The sequence below is a fragment of the Bacillus sp. NS1 genome (assembly GCF_058248265.1).
This window is the reverse complement of sequence record NZ_JBZAZF010000002.1, coordinates 957,803-973,802: the sequence shown is the minus strand read 5'-3', so window position 1 is coordinate 973,802 and position 16,000 is coordinate 957,803. Positions and strand designations below refer to the sequence as shown.

The 16,000-nt window shown below is 41.3% G+C and carries 23 protein-coding genes; 7 read left to right on the top strand and 16 right to left on the bottom strand.

Features of this window, described 5'->3' with window-relative positions; all coding sequences use genetic code 11:
- Nucleotide 1: 1 nt before the first annotated feature.
- Together parE and AC4CV5_RS10280 are read right to left on the bottom strand one after the other, a co-directional pair.
- Nucleotides 2-1,969, bottom strand: coding sequence for a DNA topoisomerase IV subunit B (gene parE / locus AC4CV5_RS10285; RefSeq protein WP_166852456.1), 1,968 nt, complete (start codon nucleotides 1,967-1,969; stop codon nucleotides 2-4).
- A gap of 395 nt (nucleotides 1,970-2,364) precedes the next feature.
- The gene (locus AC4CV5_RS10280) at nucleotides 2,365-2,772 is read right to left on the bottom strand and encodes a CoA-binding protein (protein ID WP_166854665.1); all 408 of its coding nucleotides are present in this window, start codon (nucleotides 2,770-2,772) and stop codon (nucleotides 2,365-2,367) included.
- A gap of 168 nt (nucleotides 2,773-2,940) precedes the next feature.
- Between AC4CV5_RS10280 and plsY the strand changes: the two genes are divergently transcribed.
- Both plsY and AC4CV5_RS10270 read left to right on the top strand, forming a co-directional pair.
- On the top strand, nucleotides 2,941-3,522 hold the full coding sequence (gene plsY, locus AC4CV5_RS10275; protein WP_166852458.1) for a glycerol-3-phosphate 1-O-acyltransferase PlsY: 582 nt from the start codon (nucleotides 2,941-2,943) through the stop codon (nucleotides 3,520-3,522).
- Nucleotides 3,523-3,601: 79 nt separating this feature from the next.
- Nucleotides 3,602-3,889 carry a HesB/YadR/YfhF family protein gene (locus tag AC4CV5_RS10270; RefSeq protein ID WP_222142907.1) on the top strand — a complete coding sequence of 96 codons (288 nt, stop codon included), beginning with the start codon at nucleotides 3,602-3,604 and terminating at the stop codon, nucleotides 3,887-3,889.
- A 31-nt stretch (nucleotides 3,890-3,920) separates the two neighbouring features.
- Here AC4CV5_RS10270 and AC4CV5_RS10265 read toward each other — a convergent pair whose 3' ends face one another.
- The 7 genes from AC4CV5_RS10265 to acnA form a co-directional block, all read right to left on the bottom strand.
- The gene (locus AC4CV5_RS10265; protein WP_222142906.1) at nucleotides 3,921-4,220 is read right to left on the bottom strand and encodes a hypothetical protein; all 300 of its coding nucleotides are present in this window, start codon (nucleotides 4,218-4,220) and stop codon (nucleotides 3,921-3,923) included.
- A gap of 15 nt (nucleotides 4,221-4,235) precedes the next feature.
- Entirely contained in the window at nucleotides 4,236-4,652 is a 417-nt protein-coding gene (locus AC4CV5_RS10260; RefSeq protein WP_490922672.1) for a YbgC/FadM family acyl-CoA thioesterase, read from the bottom strand.
- Between the two features lie 83 nt (nucleotides 4,653-4,735).
- The gene (tlp, locus tag AC4CV5_RS10255) at nucleotides 4,736-4,987 is read right to left on the bottom strand and encodes a small acid-soluble spore protein Tlp (protein WP_166852466.1); all 252 of its coding nucleotides are present in this window, start codon (nucleotides 4,985-4,987) and stop codon (nucleotides 4,736-4,738) included.
- A gap of 39 nt (nucleotides 4,988-5,026) precedes the next feature.
- Nucleotides 5,027-5,173: an acid-soluble spore protein SspN gene (sspN, locus tag AC4CV5_RS10250; RefSeq protein ID WP_003221249.1), complete on the bottom strand. Its 147-nt coding sequence runs from the start codon at nucleotides 5,171-5,173 to the stop codon at nucleotides 5,027-5,029.
- 64 nt (nucleotides 5,174-5,237) lie between these two features.
- Nucleotides 5,238-5,363, bottom strand: a complete 126-nt coding sequence (locus AC4CV5_RS10245; RefSeq protein ID WP_003244964.1) for an FbpB family small basic protein — start codon at nucleotides 5,361-5,363, stop codon at nucleotides 5,238-5,240.
- A 79-nt stretch (nucleotides 5,364-5,442) separates the two neighbouring features.
- Entirely contained in the window at nucleotides 5,443-5,955 is a 513-nt protein-coding gene (locus tag AC4CV5_RS10240; RefSeq protein WP_166852468.1) for a redoxin domain-containing protein, read from the bottom strand.
- Nucleotides 5,956-6,026: 71 nt separating this feature from the next.
- On the bottom strand, nucleotides 6,027-8,756 hold the full coding sequence (acnA, locus tag AC4CV5_RS10235; RefSeq protein ID WP_166852471.1) for an aconitate hydratase AcnA: 2,730 nt from the start codon (nucleotides 8,754-8,756) through the stop codon (nucleotides 6,027-6,029).
- A gap of 225 nt (nucleotides 8,757-8,981) precedes the next feature.
- On the opposite strand from acnA, the gene sspO reads away from it, so the two are divergent.
- The 4 genes from sspO (at nucleotide 8,982) to AC4CV5_RS10215 (ending at nucleotide 10,439) form a co-directional block, all read left to right on the top strand.
- Complete coding sequence (gene sspO / locus AC4CV5_RS10230; RefSeq protein ID WP_003221239.1) at nucleotides 8,982-9,128, top strand: small acid-soluble spore protein SspO; 147 nt, start codon at nucleotides 8,982-8,984, stop codon at nucleotides 9,126-9,128.
- A gap of 29 nt (nucleotides 9,129-9,157) precedes the next feature.
- Complete coding sequence (locus AC4CV5_RS10225; protein WP_003221237.1) at nucleotides 9,158-9,304, top strand: small acid-soluble spore protein P; 147 nt, start codon at nucleotides 9,158-9,160, stop codon at nucleotides 9,302-9,304.
- 82 nt (nucleotides 9,305-9,386) lie between these two features.
- Nucleotides 9,387-9,779 (top strand): outer spore coat protein CotM, encoded by a 393-nt coding sequence (gene cotM, locus AC4CV5_RS10220; protein ID WP_079287803.1) that lies wholly within the window; start codon nucleotides 9,387-9,389, stop codon nucleotides 9,777-9,779.
- Nucleotides 9,780-10,010: 231 nt separating this feature from the next.
- Nucleotides 10,011-10,439 carry a DUF2621 domain-containing protein gene (locus tag AC4CV5_RS10215; RefSeq protein ID WP_490922670.1) on the top strand — a complete coding sequence of 143 codons (429 nt, stop codon included), beginning with the start codon at nucleotides 10,011-10,013 and terminating at the stop codon, nucleotides 10,437-10,439.
- 30 nt (nucleotides 10,440-10,469) lie between these two features.
- Here AC4CV5_RS10215 and AC4CV5_RS10210 read toward each other — a convergent pair whose 3' ends face one another.
- The 3 genes from AC4CV5_RS10210 to ccdA all read right to left on the bottom strand — a co-directional run bounded on the left by AC4CV5_RS10210 (nucleotide 10,470) and on the right by ccdA (nucleotide 12,198).
- Nucleotides 10,470-10,961: a CcdC family protein gene (locus AC4CV5_RS10210; RefSeq protein ID WP_072566335.1), complete on the bottom strand. Its 492-nt coding sequence runs from the start codon at nucleotides 10,959-10,961 to the stop codon at nucleotides 10,470-10,472.
- Between the two features lie 78 nt (nucleotides 10,962-11,039).
- Entirely contained in the window at nucleotides 11,040-11,402 is a 363-nt protein-coding gene (locus AC4CV5_RS10205) for a response regulator (RefSeq protein ID WP_166852478.1), read from the bottom strand.
- 88 nt (nucleotides 11,403-11,490) lie between these two features.
- Nucleotides 11,491-12,198, bottom strand: coding sequence for a cytochrome c-type biogenesis protein CcdA (gene ccdA, locus AC4CV5_RS10200; protein WP_148961714.1), 708 nt, complete (start codon nucleotides 12,196-12,198; stop codon nucleotides 11,491-11,493).
- Between the two features lie 219 nt (nucleotides 12,199-12,417).
- On the opposite strand from ccdA, the gene ynzD reads away from it, so the two are divergent.
- On the top strand, nucleotides 12,418-12,591 hold the full coding sequence (ynzD, locus tag AC4CV5_RS10195) for an aspartyl-phosphate phosphatase YnzD (RefSeq protein WP_024121579.1): 174 nt from the start codon (nucleotides 12,418-12,420) through the stop codon (nucleotides 12,589-12,591).
- A gap of 73 nt (nucleotides 12,592-12,664) precedes the next feature.
- Here ynzD and AC4CV5_RS10190 read toward each other — a convergent pair whose 3' ends face one another.
- The 4 genes from AC4CV5_RS10190 to AC4CV5_RS10175 form a co-directional block, all read right to left on the bottom strand.
- Nucleotides 12,665-12,883, bottom strand: a complete 219-nt coding sequence (locus AC4CV5_RS10190; protein ID WP_003221221.1) for a YneF family protein — start codon at nucleotides 12,881-12,883, stop codon at nucleotides 12,665-12,667.
- 85 nt (nucleotides 12,884-12,968) lie between these two features.
- Entirely contained in the window at nucleotides 12,969-13,415 is a 447-nt protein-coding gene (gene sirA / locus AC4CV5_RS10185) for a sporulation inhibitor of replication protein SirA (protein ID WP_248602720.1), read from the bottom strand.
- 154 nt (nucleotides 13,416-13,569) lie between these two features.
- Nucleotides 13,570-15,573, bottom strand: coding sequence for a transketolase (gene tkt / locus AC4CV5_RS10180; protein ID WP_166852485.1), 2,004 nt, complete (start codon nucleotides 15,571-15,573; stop codon nucleotides 13,570-13,572).
- Between the two features lie 168 nt (nucleotides 15,574-15,741).
- Nucleotides 15,742-15,975 (bottom strand): DUF896 domain-containing protein, encoded by a 234-nt coding sequence (locus AC4CV5_RS10175; protein ID WP_222142899.1) that lies wholly within the window; start codon nucleotides 15,973-15,975, stop codon nucleotides 15,742-15,744.
- Between the last annotated feature and the right edge of the window lie 25 nt (nucleotides 15,976-16,000).

Here is a 16,000-nt window from a genome sequence, read left to right as displayed (position 1 = left end):
ATTAAACCTCCTCAGCGACCGATAAGTTTTCATTTTCTAAAATATTGCTTTCTTCATCTAAGCCAAAAGCGACGTTTTTCTCAATCCACTTTCTGCGCGGCTCTACTTTGTCTCCCATTAATGTCGTGACACGTCTCTCTACACGTGCCGCATCATCGATTTTGACCCTAACAAGCGTACGGGACTCCGGATTCATCGTCGTTTCCCACAGCTGGTCTGCGTTCATCTCTCCAAGACCCTTATATCGTTGAATCGTATAGCCTTTGCCGACTTTTTTCAGGACATCATCCATCTCTTCATCAGACCATGCGTATTCAATGATTTCCTTTTTCCCGCTTCCTTTGCTGACCTTATATAAAGGAGGCAGTGCAATGAACACTTTGCCATGTTCAATGAGCGGCTTCATATAGCGATAGAAAAAGGTAAGAAGCAGCACTTGAATATGAGCGCCGTCCGTATCGGCATCGGTCATAATGATGATTTTGTCATAGTTGATATCATCGATTGAGAAATCTGCTCCGACTCCGCCGCCGATCGCATGAATGATCGTATTGATCTCTTCATTTTTAAAGATATCAGCAAGCTTAGCCTTTTCCGTATTAATGACTTTACCGCGTAAAGGCAGAACCGCTTGGAATCTGCGGTCTCTTCCCTGCTTTGCCGACCCTCCTGCTGAATCCCCCTCAACGAGATACAATTCATTTTTTGCCGGGTTTCTCGAACCCGCAGGCGTCAGCTTCCCGCTTAATGTCGCTTCTGATTTTTTTCGTTTTTTGCCGCTTCTTGCTTCTTCACGGGCTCTGCGTGCCGCTTCGCGTGCCTGGCTCGCTTTGATTGCTTTTTTGACAAGAAGCGTTGCAGTATCCCGGTTTTCCTCTAAAAAGTAAGCAAGCTGCTCTGAAACAATCGCATCAACTGCTGATCTCGCTTCACTAGTACCGAGCTTCCCTTTTGTTTGTCCTTCAAATTGAAGAAGCTCCTCAGGAATCCGAACAGAAATAATGGCTGAAAGCCCTTCCCTTATATCGGTGCCTTCCAGGTTTTTATCCTTTTCTTTCAGCAAAGCCACTTTTCGCGCATATTCATTAAAAGCACGTGTCATCGCTGTTTTTGCACCTGACTCATGAGTCCCGCCGTCTTTTGTTCTGACGTTGTTAACAAACGATAAAATGTTTTCAGAATAGCCGTCGTTGAACTGGAACGCAAAGTCCACTTCTATTGAATGATGCTCTCCCTCAAACGAAACCACTTCAGACAAGACGTCTTTTTCCTCATTTAAGTACGCGACAAACGCCTCTATGCCGTTCTCATAATAAAAGACCTCCTGCTGGTCATTGCGCTCGTCAATCAGCTCAATTTTTAATCCTTTTAACAAAAATGCAGATTCTCTTAAGCGCTCAGAAAGCGTTTCAAAATTATAAGTCGTTGTACTGAACATTGTTGGATCTGGCTTAAAGTGCGTTAGCGTTCCTGTCTTTTTTGTTTTGCCGATCTTTTCGAGAGATGTGACAGGTTTTCCTCCGTTTTCAAAACGCTGCTGATAGACGAAACCGTCCCGCTCAATGGTAACCGTCAGCCATTCAGATAAAGCATTCACAACTGATGCACCAACTCCGTGCAGCCCTCCGCTTGTCTTATATCCGCCTTGGCCGAACTTTCCTCCGGCATGAAGCACCGTTAAAATCACTTCAGGGGTTGGTTTGCCGAGCTTATGCATTCCGGTTGGCATGCCGCGGCCTCTATCCTGTACAGATATACTGTTGTCTTTATGTATTTTGACGATTATGTGATCTCCATGGCCGGCAAGCACCTCGTCGACAGAGTTATCTACAATTTCATAAACCAAGTGGTGCAAGCCTCGCGCGTCAGTAGAACCAATATACATACCGGGCCTTTTCCTGACAGCCTCAAGGCCTTCGAGCACCTGTATGGCATCTTCGTTGTAATCAAATTGCTGTTTTCTAGCCAAACGTACAAACCCCTTTCAAAAACTAACATTGTCTTTCTCTTTTCAGTGTTACACCATCAATTTGTATAAAGTATTTGTTATAAACCTCGCCTCGAGCCGGTACTGCCTTGGACTCCTCATTATAACCAATATGTTTGCAATCGCAACATAGAGCTAACGAATCAGTTCGCAAAACATCGGCTAGTGCTGTTTTCACACTATGAGAACGTATGTTTGTTTATTATATATAAAGCAGCAGACCTTCGCAAATCGAACGGCCGAAACCCAGCTAGACAAGGTATTCAAAAAAAGCTGTTCAAGCTTTATTGTATCTGTTTCACCGTAATACGCAAACAATATCTTAAAATTAAAAAGCAAAAATCCTTGAATTCACAAGGATTTTTGCAGTTCTGCACCTATTTTGTTACAGCGTGCGCCACTTTTATGCACAGATCCATGATAACCGTTCTGTCTTTTTCCTTTAGCATCTGGTAAGCTTCTTCGTTTACCAGCCCCTGCTGTGCCCAAAATACTGGAGCATCTGTCTCCAGAAACTCTTTCGCCACGCCTGGCAGCTGCTCTGAGCGCCGGAATACATTGACAATGTCAATCGGGCCGTCAATCTCTTTTAAAGATGAAACGGCTTTGACACCTAGCGCCTCATCAATTGTAGGATTGACGGGAATGATTTCATAGCCCGCATCCTGCATCGCTTTTGAAACCATATATGACGTTCTATCCGGGCGGTCTGAAAGCCCCACCACCGCGATTCGCTTGCTTTGATCAAGAATCTCTTTAATTTCCGTTTTGGATGGGTTTTGCATCATGTACCACTCCTTTTTTATTTATTCTACACGATCAAAATGAAAGAAATCAAAATATGATGCATGTTTGATTAGATTTGTAAGTAAACTTTATAAAAAACTTATCATCAGATCATGACATCTCATGTTAAAATAGAAAGAAGGGATTTTGAAAAAGGAGAAATGTAGATGTTAATTGCTTTATTGATTATTTTGGCCTACTTGATAGGCAGCATTCCATCTGGCTTAATTGTGGGCAAGCTTGCCAAGGGAATTGATATTCGGGAGCACGGAAGCGGCAACTTAGGCGCTACTAATGCATTCCGTACGCTGGGCGTAAAAGCTGGTTCGGTTGTCATAGCCGGAGATATTTTGAAAGGGACGCTGGCAACTGCATTGCCTTTCCTCATGCATGTTGATATTCACCCGCTACTAGCAGGAGTCTTTGCGGTCTTAGGCCATGTGTTTCCCATTTTCGCTAAATTTAAAGGCGGCAAAGCCGTGGCAACGTCCGGAGGCGTTTTGCTATTTTACGCACCTTTGTTATTTATCACGATGGTCGCGGTATTTTTCATCTTTTTATACTTGACTAAATTTGTTTCTCTGTCATCGATGTTAACAGGGATCTATACTGTTATATATAGTCTCTTTGTCCATGATAAGTATTTATTGGTTGTCGTTACCCTGCTCACTATTTTTGTGATATACAGACACCGGGCGAACATTAAACGAATTATCAATAAAACAGAACCTAAAGTGAAATGGTTATAAACCTTCTCTTTTGACACAGAATAGCCTAATACGTTTATAATAGAGAAAATTCAAATGAAGAACAAAGGGGTGTTCTGTTATGAATATGACAATTAACAAAGACGCACTGAACTGGTATAAGGAAGAGCTCGATTTAGAAAGCGGAGACCAGGTTCGCTTTTTCGTCCGCTACGGCGGCTGCAGCAACGTTCAAAAGGGATTTTCCCTCGGAGTGGCGAAAGACGCCCCGCAAGAGGCTGGAGCCACTACAGAAGCCGGCGGCATCACCTTCTTTATTGAAGAAAGTGATCTATGGTACTTCGATAACCACGACCTTCTAGTCAGCTATTCAGCAGACGCTGATGAACCGGTTTTTGAATACCAATAAAAAAAGAACGCACGTTATGTGCGTTCTTTTTTTATAGATGAAATCGGGCAAGATGATCTGTCAGGTTTTCTTGTTCCAAAATATATTTTTGCGTCTCACCCAGCAGATCAAAGTGAGGAAATTCACTTTTTTTATGTATCCATTCTTTTTTTAAACCATACGCCGCTCCCCACTGAATCAGCTTATCAATATCTGCACAGCCTGCTTTTGTCACAGTTTTTGCTTCCGGAAACCGGTCATCCAGCCAGTAATGTGTTAAAAATGCGATTTCTCCTCTTTTTACTGCTTGTTTCCACCGGTTGAGTTCCTCACGTTTCACTCCAAACGCCATATCTCGTTCACTTCCCTATTTTTTGGCCTTTTCATATGCTGCGTGCCAATCAGGGAAAGCTTTACGGAACTGTATAGGCTTAAAGCTTTCTTTATCTACACAAATATGAGATGAGGTAGCTTCGATGGAAAGCTCACCGGCCGGATTATAAATGTGATAACCATAGACGGTTTTAAAGCCGTTGTATTGCTCTATCCATGTGTGCACAACCGCAGTTTCTCCGTAATGAAGCGGCTTTTTATAGGAAATATTGATATCAACGACTGGAGACAGAACGCCTTTCTTTTCCATATCACTGTATAAAAAGCCTAAGTCCTTAATGAGGGCGGTTCTGCCGACCTCCATCCACACAAGATAATTTGCGTGATAGACAATCCCCATTTGATCTGTTTCTGCATAACGCACTTCTATTTCTGTTTTTGATATATGCAAGATTACTCTGCTCCCTTAACGTCAATTTAGCCCCATTTTACCATAATCAAATCAGAAAGAAAAAAACCAGGTTTCCCTGGTTTTTATGAACGGTATCCGTTTTGTCTCGCTGCGGATTCGTCTTGAATTTCATTGCGAAACGCTTCGATACTCTGTTCGCGTCTTTCATTTTTTTCTTTGATACGCTGTTTATCTTCTCCTGAAGCAAACTCCATTGATGCTTCTGCTTCTTCTATGTTTTCAATTGTATTTTGAACCATATCCTGCAATTTTTCTACGTTATCAGAACGATCATCAGGATTAGGCTGTTGATATTGATTTTGATTCTTTGTCATTCGGATGTACCTCCTAGAAAAAATAAACTCGATTCGGCGTTACTCGCCTTTTGTCTGCATGATGATTGGCTGCTGTCCGGAAGTATCATGCATTTTTTCCCCTTTATTGGCTTTATATTTTACAGGCTTAGTACCCAAGTGGCTTGGAGCATATTGAGGCTGACCGTTTTTCTTGTTGTTTCCCATGTTTATCCCTCCTCAACAGATAGGATTCTCAAAAGGAGGGGTAAACATGAATACAAATTAAAGGTTATTTTTGCTTAAATCGCTGTTCAAGCTTTTCCTCAAGCTGATTTAAATACTCCGTATTGGTCATCAGCTCTTTTTTGTTTTCCATGACAAGCTCATGAAAAGAACGCTTTCTCATCTTCTTCACTCTTCTCACCTCCGCATATTCTTTTATTTTCTCCAATTCTGAAAACTTGTAAGCATATCTGAACATAAAAAAACTGAATCTAATCAAGATCCAGTTTTTGTTCCATTTCTTTTTTTGTCATGGTGCCAATGTGTATGTCTTGTATGACGCCTTTTTCATCTAAGATATACGTCGTTGGGTATGACAACACATTATAGTCAGCATTAATCCCTTTTTTATCAATCAGGATGGGAAACGTTAAGTCATACGTATCAGCAAACGCCTGAACCTGTTTTTCGCTTTTCTCTGCTGAAGTGAAATTAACCGCAACAACCGCAAGTTCGTCAGCGTGCTCTTTTTGCAGCTGTTCCATCGCAGGCATTTCCTGACGGCACGGTTTACACCAAGTTGCCCAAAAATTGAGCAGCACTTTTTTGCCTTTTGTGTCTTGTAAGGAACGTTCCTCTCTTGATAGCGTTTTCAAAGAAAAATCAGGTGCTTGCTGTCCCTCTTCAATCCCGATTTCTTTTTTGCTGTATGTTTGATACAAATTCCATCCCATATAACCGGCAAGCATGATAAGCAGGATCCCTGCGAGCCATTTTTTCAGCATATGCCACCTCCGCAGCACACTTTGTCATAAAAAGAAGAGAAAGCTTAATGCCTTCTCTTCCTATTGATTCATCAGGACTGCTTCATTTTATCGCGAAGCACCATTTGCAGGATGCCGCCATGGCGGTAGTAATCAATTTCAACTTCACTATCAAAGCGGACAAGTGCTTCAAATGTTTTTGCATTTCCGTCTTCATCAATTGCTCTTACTGTAACGATATCACGAGGGCGTACGCTTTCATCAACATCTACCTCGATGACTTCTTTACCAGTTAAGCCGAGTGTTTCCGCATTTTCACCTTGTTTAAATTGAAGCGGCAGCACACCCATGAATACAAGGTTGCTTCTGTGAATTCTTTCAAAGCTCTCAGCAATTACCGTTCTGATGCCAAGAAGGTTTGTTCCTTTTGCAGCCCAGTCACGTGAAGAACCCATACCATAGTCTTTTCCAGCTAATACGACAAGGCCTGTTTTATCTTCTTTGTATCTCATGCACGCATCATAGATGGACGTTACTTCACCAGTCGGCCAGTACGTTGTAAATCCGCCTTCTGTACCCGGTGCAATTTGGTTTTTGATGCGGATGTTTGCAAATGTTCCTCTCATCATAACTTCATGGTTTCCGCGGCGGGAACCGTAGGAGTTAAAGTCACGAGGAGAAACACCTTTCTCTTGCAAATACTTTCCGGCAGGCGTATCTTTCCCGATTGCTCCCGCAGGAGAAATATGGTCAGTTGTGACTGAATCGCCGAATTTACCGACAACACGCAGACCTTTTAACGGCTCAACCTTACCTGGCTCAACGGACATTTCTTCGAAGAATGGCGGGTTTTGAATGTAAGTTGACTCGTTATCCCATTTATATAACGCTTCGTCTGTTGTTTCAATCTCGTTCCAACGCTTGTTGTCATCAAATACTGTTTCATACTCTTTGCGGAAGAGCTCAGGCGTAACAGTTTGCTTAACAAGTGAATTGATTTCGTCCATTGAAGGCCAAATATCGTTAAAGTATACGTTTTTACCATCTTTGCCCACACCGATCGGATCGGTTTTCAGGTTAATGTTTACCGTTCCAGCCAGCGCATATGCCACAACTAGCGGCGGAGAAGCAAGATAGTTGCCCTTAACAAGCGGGTGAATACGCCCTTCAAAGTTACGGTTTCCGGAGAGAACAGACGTAATCAGAAGATCATTTTTTGCAACCGCTTCTTCGATTTCTGGGGAAAGCGGACCTGAGTTTCCGATACATGTTGTACATCCGTACCCAACGAGGTTAAAACCAAGTTCTTTCATGTATGGAAGAAGGCCTGAATTCACAAGATACCCTGTAACGACTTTAGAACCCGGTGCAAGTGACGTTTTTACGTAATTAGGCACTTTAAGCCCTAACTCAACCGCTTTTTTCGCTACAAGTCCGGCGCCGATCAGAACGTACGGGTTGGAAGTATTCGTACAGCTTGTAATCGCAGCAATGGCGATCGCACCCGTTTTCATAACTGTTTCTTCGCCGTTAAGGAGTTTAAACTTAATTTCTTTTTCTTCTTCATCAGCATTTAAACCGAATCCTTGGTTACCCGCAGGGCTGACCAAATGCTTTTTAAACGTTTCCTGCATAGCAGAAAGCGGAATCAAATCCTGAGGGCGTTTTGGACCTGATAAGTTTGCTTCAATTTGAGACAGGTCAATTTCAACCACATCAGTAAATTGAGGGTCTTCCGCATCTGGTGTGTAGAACAAGCCGTTGCTTCTGCAGTATGCTTCTACTACATCAATATGTTCAGGATCACGACCTGTCAGGCGCAGGTAGTTTAGCGCTTCTTCATCTACTGGGAAGAACCCGCATGTAGCACCGTATTCCGGAGCCATGTTCGCAATTGTTGCGCGATCTGCAAGCGGCAGTTCAGCAATTCCCGGTCCAAAGAACTCAACAAACTTGCCGACAACACCTTTTTCACGAAGCACCTGTGTCACTTTTAACGCCAAGTCAGTAGCGGTTGTTCCGTTTGGAAGCTTTCCGACAAGTTTCGCGCCGATTACCTCAGGAACCGGGAAGTAAGATGGCTGTCCAAGCATTCCCGCCTCAGCTTCAATTCCGCCGACACCCCAGCCGAGAACGCCAATACCGTTAATCATTGTGGTATGTGAGTCTGTTCCGACAAGCGTATCAGGATATGTTACAAGTTCGCCGTCTTCTTCAATGGCATGAACGACGCTCGCCAGGAACTCTAGGTTTACCTGGTGTACGATACCTGTTGCAGGCGGCACTGCCTGATAGTTATTAAACGCTTTCTTTGCCCAGCTTAAAAATTTGTAGCGCTCTGCATTTCTTTCGAATTCCAAGTCCATATTAATAGCTAACGCATCTTCTGTGCCCGCTTTATCAACCTGTACAGAGTGGTCGATAACGAGATCAACAGGAATTTCAGGGTTAATTTTATCAGGATCTCCGCCGACAGCTGCCATCGCTTTACGCAGTGAAGCAAGGTCTACTACTGCCGGAACCCCTGTGAAGTCTTGTAAAATAACACGAGACGGTTTAAATGGAACGTCGATTTCCTTTAATTCGGCAGTTCCCCATTTTGCCAAATTTTCCACGTGTTCTTTTTTGATAACGAATCCGTCAACTTGACGCAATACTGATTCTAAAAGAACTTTGATGGAATAAGGAAGTTTCGAAACCTTTCCGATACCTGAATCTTCTAACGCCTTTAAAGAGTAGTAATGATATGTTTTCCCATTAGTAGTAAACGTTTTTCTTGCTTGGAAAACGTCTTTTGCTGCAGTTTTTTGCTCGTTTGCCATTCTCCAAAATCCCCCTTCAGATCAGATCATTCTCAGATGAAGTAAATTCCATCACAATTTTCTCACAATTTCATATTAAAACAAAATCATACATAAGTAAATATCAATGTTTTTATTAAATACAATAAGTTCGGCTTATCGGACAAATGTACCGGTAATTATTACTGTTTAAGCTCTCTCATATAACGCAACAAAAGGAGCCATATTATGATTGAGGTGATAATGATGGTCAAAAGAAAAGCAAATCACGTAATTAACGGGATGAATGACGCGAAAAGCCAAGGCAAAGGCGCTGGCTACGTCGAAAACGACCAGCTTGTACTGACTGAAGCTGAACGCCAAAATAATAAAAAAAGAAAAACCAATCAATAACCGGACTCTTTTAAGGAGGTTCTCATTTTATGACCAATAAAAATACAAGTAAAGATATGCATAAAAACGCCCCTAAAGGACACAATCCGGGTCAGCCGGAGCCTCTCAGCGGAAGCAAAAAAGTGAAAAACCGAAACCACACAAGACAGAAGCACAACTCAAGCCATGATATGTAAAAAAAAAGCAGACCTTAGTGTCTGTTTTTTTATGCGTTCACCCATTTCTGATATTCCGCATATGATGTAAAGCAAGGTTGATATGTGGAGGAATGCTTCCATGACCCATTCAAAACGTAATGATGCTAATGATTTCGATAGTATGGATGAATGGCTTCGGCAATTTTTTGAAGACCCCTTCGCCTGGTACGACGAAACATTGCCTATTGATTTATATGAAACAAGTCAGCAGTATATTATAGAAGCAGATCTGACTTTTTTACAGCCGACACAAGTAACGGTTACCCTGTCTGGATGCGAGTTCATTTTAACAGTCAAATCGTCAGGGCAGACTTTTGAAAAACAAATGATGCTTCCTTTTTATTTTAATGACAAAACCATTCAAACCGAATGCGAAAATCAAATACTCACAGTTGCAGTAAATAAAGAAACAGAGGATGGTTCTTCTTTTTCTCTTCAATTCCCTCTTAGCTAACATAAAAAGTCACTTTCATCCCCTATTATGAAAGTGACTTTTTTTCCGTCCATTTATCGTCAAATACCCTCTAGTGACTCTCCCATGGCCAAATAGCAGATTCACTATACAATAGAATATGATCTACTATCTCTTTTGACTAGACGTCTATCACTTTTTCTATTCTTTTTTTACTGTGTTCTTCTAATCTTTCTTCGTATACAATATGGTTAGAATAAGGGGGAATGATTGATGCTGGAAGGCTGGTTTTTGTGGTTTATTCTGTTTTGGGTAATCATGATGGTTGTCTTATTATCAATCGGCGGTTTTTTTATGTTTCGAAAGTTTTTAAAGCGTTTACCGAAAGAAGACGGCAAGTCAGAGCTTGATTGGCAGGATTACTATATTGAAAACAGCAGGCATTTGTGGAGCAATGAAAACAAACAATTTCTTAATGAATTGGTATCGCCGGTTCCGGAGCTGTTCAGAGATGCAGCAAAAGCGAAAATCGCAGGCAAAATCGGTGAGCTTGCATTAGAAGAAAAGGTATCAAAGATTGATCAGCAACTGATGATCAGAGGCTACATTCTCGCAACTCCTAAAAGAGACCACACCTTCTTAAAAAGACATCTGCGGGACAAAAAAATTGATCTCGAGCCTTATCAGACTCTTCTTAAATAAAAAACCTTTCCTGATAGGAGGAAAGGTTTTTTAATTCATTTGAATATTAGCTGACTGCAGCTCGTTATGAAGTTTTCGATATGATAAATACATGGCGATTCTCCACGGGACGATCATACCGAATGCCAGAATCCAAAACATTCCACTCAGTGCGCCGTAGTCAATTGATGTGCTCAATATCGATTTCATCGCGATTCTGATCACCAAAAGGCCGACTAATATAAATACGAATGCTTTAGAGCGTTTCATGTAAATTTCATTATTTTTAATTTCAAACTTAGAAGTTTTGATGAGAAAAATTGAGAAAATCACGCCTAAAGTGATTGATTCTAAAAACTCTGCACCAGTGACCCAAAATACCGGAAATAAAAACATTAACGCTCCCGTACTCATAAAAATCGGCGGAAGAATGATTTTTTTCGGTGAAACGGGCTTGTCAGAGGACTTTATTCTGACCACCATCACAGCTACAGCCATTAACACAGCAATAATCGATGAAACTATAATCATCATACTTATCATTCCTTTGTTTCTAGGAGTGTTGATACTATATACTATACTCCAAAACAATAAAAAAAACCATTTTGAAAAGAAATGACGTTAATATCCCATAACGCGGCTGACAGCTTCCAACACTTTTGTTTCCTCGAACGGCTTGACAATAAAGTCCTTTGCCCCCAGCTCAATCGCTTCCGTTACAATTCTTTGCTGGCGCATGGCGGTGCACATGATGACCTTCGCTTTAGGATCAAAGGTTAAGATATCACGTAGCGCCTTAATGCCGTTTTTCACTGGCATTGTAATATCCATTGTCACGATGTCTGGCCGCAGTTTTTTATACAGTTCCGCTGCTTGCTCACCGTCTGCCGCTTCGCCTGCGATTATGTAATTTGCCTCTTCCAAGATCTCTCTGATTTTCACCCTCATGAACTTGGCGTCGTCTACAACTAAAACTCTTGTCATATTCCCCTCCAACAATCGATTTCCACATATAATAGTCTTATTGTACCAAAAACAAAAGGACTAATAGTAGTACGAAAGTAATTTACCGTCAAAAACCAGTAAATCCTCCAAAAAGATCTGACAGCAAAATAATAATCAGGCTCATCCAATTAAAGAATAACAACACACCGATCACAATCATCAAAACGCCGCCTGCTTTCATGATCAAAAGCTGGTTCTTTCTTATCCACTTCAGCTTTGTGATGAAGAAAGACAATAATAGAAACGGGACAGCAAAACCAAGTACATATAACATCATGTACGGCACCGCTGAGCCTGGATTTGTGCTTGCAAGTGTGATCACAGCAGCCAATATCGGACCTGTACATGGCGTCCATCCCGCCGCAAATGCCATTCCGATTAAGACGGAGCCTAAAAATCCGCTTGGTTTATGTTTAAAATGGATTCTCCGCTCTTTCATCATGGCCTCAGGCCGGAACACACCAAGCGTAATGAAACCGAACAAAATAATAAGCAATGCGCCAATTTGCCGAATCGCATCGTGATAATCCCTAAACAGGCTGCCAATAAAAGATGTTCCATAGCCTAAAGCGATAAAAATGACTGAAAAGCCAAGCAAAAAACATAAAGTATGAAACAAGCTTCTTTTCTGCAGCAACAGCTTTTCTGTTTTCACATCATCCATACTGACTCCTGTAATATATGACAAGAAAGCTGGGTAGAGCGGCAGGCAGCAAGGCGAAATAAAGGATAAAAATCCCGCCCCGAATGTCAAAAAGTAATTCACGTCTCCCATGTCATCATCCCTTCATGATTTGACATTCCTTCAAGTTATGACAAAATCATTTCATTTTTTTAACACTTTCACTTGAAGGATTTCTATTTTCAAAAAAAACTTATATAATTTAATTTGACATTGAGATATTGTACTCCTTCTCATTTGAAAATTAGTATAAATATGGATATAATATAAACATTCACTTTGAAGATCTAATGTATGAAAGGATACATCCCTGTGATTAGAGAGCATCTATTAAATGAAATTGAAAAAAAAAGAGCAGAGCTGCTGCAAATTGTCATGGCGAACGGAATGACATCTCATATTACGATAGAGCTCAGTCAGGAGCTTGACCATCTTCTCATACAATATCAAAAGCAGCGCCTTCGAGCAGTAGCGGGTGATGAATGATTGCAAAATAAAAAACCCGTATAAGGGTTTTTTATTTTATAACCATGTTTCTCTATATCATAATCTTTACGTATTATTTCGTTTGATTATTCATGGCTTTCATCATTTGATTGATTTTCTTTTGAGAAGGTTTCATTCCCATTTGCATCATCATCATGCGTAACATTTGTTCATTAATAGGCGGATTCTTTTTAAGATAGCTCATCATATATTTACGAGCAATAAAAAACCCGAGTGCAACACCTATGAGCAATGCAACAACGCCCACTAGGATGCCAACCCATAAAGTCATTTTATTTCCTCCTTCATGTTGTCTAGTTTAAAGTGTACTAAACCAAAAGCTATTATACAACATTTACATCTCTTTTTCTTCGGTTTTAGACAAAATTTCTTTCTTTCACCGGATTTAGCCATCCATAACGCTTCGAATTGAAATCCATAGCCAGAAAGCAAGGGCTTACTTTTCTCAATACTTCAAAGAAAATCGTTTCTGCCTCGTAATCCCCCGAAGCCACTATTTCTATCATATGCTCCTTCATCATAAGCGTAGCGTGGCCTTTTGCTTTCGGCAAAGCTAATCTATAAATATAATCCAGTTGTCTGTAATCCGTATTGTTTAAATTCATTTTTAATCGCTGATGCATATGTAAAATCGGGATTGGCTGTGTAATATATTGAATCTGTTTCTCTGTCATTTGATACTGCTGCTTTGTCAGGCTTGTCCAATGATAGTCTTGAAACAGCTCAAACATAACCGATTCCCGCCCGAAATAGTGATTAGCAAACTCCTCTTTTATCAGGTGCGTATAGTAGTGACGTTCCATCTTTTCATCCCCTTTTCCAGCAGCATTTCATTTGCTCTCTATTATACAAAAGAAGAAAAGAAAGAATTGTCTATTACTGTTAAACAGCCAATACTATTTTTGTCGGATAAACAAGAAAAAGAGGATGATTTGACTCATCCTCTTTAAAAGACTCTTACTTATTGATTAATGCTTTAACTCGGTTCACTACGTTTGGAACTGAGAAGCCGTATTCATTGATGACGGTTTCACCAGGAGCAGATGCACCGAATCGGTCTATGCCGAGCACGTCTCCTTCAAGCCCTGTGTATTTGCCCCATCCAAATGATGCGCCCATCTCAATCGCAAGACGTTTTTTCACCTCTGCAGGAAGAACAGAGTTTTTGTATTCATCAGATTGTTTATCGAAACGGTCCATTGAAGGCATGCTGACAACAGAAACATCAATATTTTCTTTAGCCAATTCAGCCTGTGCTTCAATCGCAAGACCTACTTCAGAGCCAGAAGCGATAAGAAGAGCGTCAGGTGTTTCGTTTTTAGATTTAGAAACGACATATGCACCTTTTTCTACTCCTGCCAATGCTTCTTCAGCTGTTTGATCGATCGTAGGAAGGTTTTGGCGTGTCAATACTAACGCTGTTGGCTGATCAGTGCTTTGCACTGCAAGCTTCCATGCTGCCGCTGTCTCATTGCCGTCTGCAGGACGCATCAAGGAAAGATTAGGCATCGCACGGAGTGAAGCAAGCTGCTCAACAGGCTCGTGAGTCGGGCCGTCTTCACCTACAGCAATACTGTCATGTGTGAAGACATAAGTGACAGGAAGACCCATTAATGCTGCAAGGCGAATCGCCGGACGCAGGTAATCAGAGAAGACAAAGAAAGTTCCGCCGAATACACGAAGTCCGCCATGAAGCGCCATACCATTTAAGGCTGCACCCATTGCAAATTCACGAACACCAAACCAGAAGTTTTTGCCTGAGTAATCAACCGCTGTAAAATCACCGGCATTTTTAATTGTCGTTTTGTTTGATCCCGCTAGGTCAGCAGATCCTCCGACAAAGAAAGGAATTTTTTTCGCAAGGCCGTTGAGAACTTCACCAGAAGATGCACGTGATGCCAGGCTGCTTCCTTTTTCATAAACAGGAACCTCTTGATCCCAGTCCTTCGGAAGCTCTCCTTTGATTGCAAGCTCAAGCTGTTCAGCAAGTTCAGGATAAACTTCTTTATATTTAGCGAATTGGGCTTTCCATTCCTGTTCCTTTTTCTCGCCTGATTCTTTAACCGCTGAAGCGAAATGCTCATATACTTCTGACGGAACGTAGAAATCTTCTTCATACGTCCACGCGTAAGCTTCTTTTGTTAACTTGCTTTCCTCTTTACCAAGCGGAGCACCGTGAACACCAGATGTGCCGGCACGGTTAGGTGAACCGAATCCGATTGTCGTTTTCACTTCAATTAATGTAGGTTTCTTTTCATTTTGGCGTGCTTTTTCGATAGCCGCTGTTAATTCTTCAATATTGTTTCCATCCTCAACATAAAGAACTTCCCAATTCATTGCTTCAAATCGCTGTTTCACGTTTTCAGAGAATGAACGGTCGAGATCTCCATCGAGAGAGATGTCATTAGAATCGTATAATACGATCAGACGGCCAAGCTGAAGATGGCCTGCGAGTGAAGCGGCTTCAGAAGAAATACCTTCCATTAAATCACCATCACCGCAAATACTGTATGTATAATGATCGACTACGTTAAATGAATCACGGTTGTAAGTTTCAGCTAAATGGCGTTCAGCGATAGCCATTCCGACTGCCATGGCAATTCCTTGGCCAAGCGGACCTGTTGTCGCATCAACACCGGCAGTATGTCCGAATTCCGGATGTCCAGGTGTTTTGCTGCCCCACTGGCGGAATCCCTTAAGATCTTCGATGCTAAGATCAAACCCGCTTAAATGAAGCATGCTGTATAAAAGTGCTGATCCGTGTCCAGCAGATAAAACAAAACGGTCACGGTTAAACCAGCCAGGGTTTGCTGGACTTACGTTCATAAATTTTGTCCACAGCGTGTATGCCATTGGAGCGGCCCCCATTGGCATCCCTGGGTGACCAGAATTTGCTTTTTCAATAGCGTCTATTGACAGTGTGCGAATGGTAGCAACTGATTTCTTTTCAATTGTATCCATAAAAATCCCCTTCCTTATGTGTTGTACCCTTACATCATAAATGTCTGACGACTTTTTCTCAACTGTTTCAGCTTAAATTTGAGAGAAACTTGTTGAATTTTGTCACATAAGAGTTTTGCTTATAGTATATGCAAAAGAGGAATACGATATTTCCGTATTCCTCTTATATTAGTGAAGTTTGTTATTTCTTTGTTCTTTTTTTAGCTTTTCTGGTGTTACATCATTGCCTTCAGGGTCAATGATTTTCACACTTTTTAATGTGTTTTTCATAGAAGAGCGAAAACCTTTCAGGTACTCTTGACGAAGCTTTTGCTGTTCGGCTTTTTCTTCTTCAGTCATAACGCCAGCTTTAGCTTTCGCAGCAAGTTCATTAATTCTGGCAATTTTTGCGTTTGAAATCATGTTAAACTCCTTTATTGCATTTTGT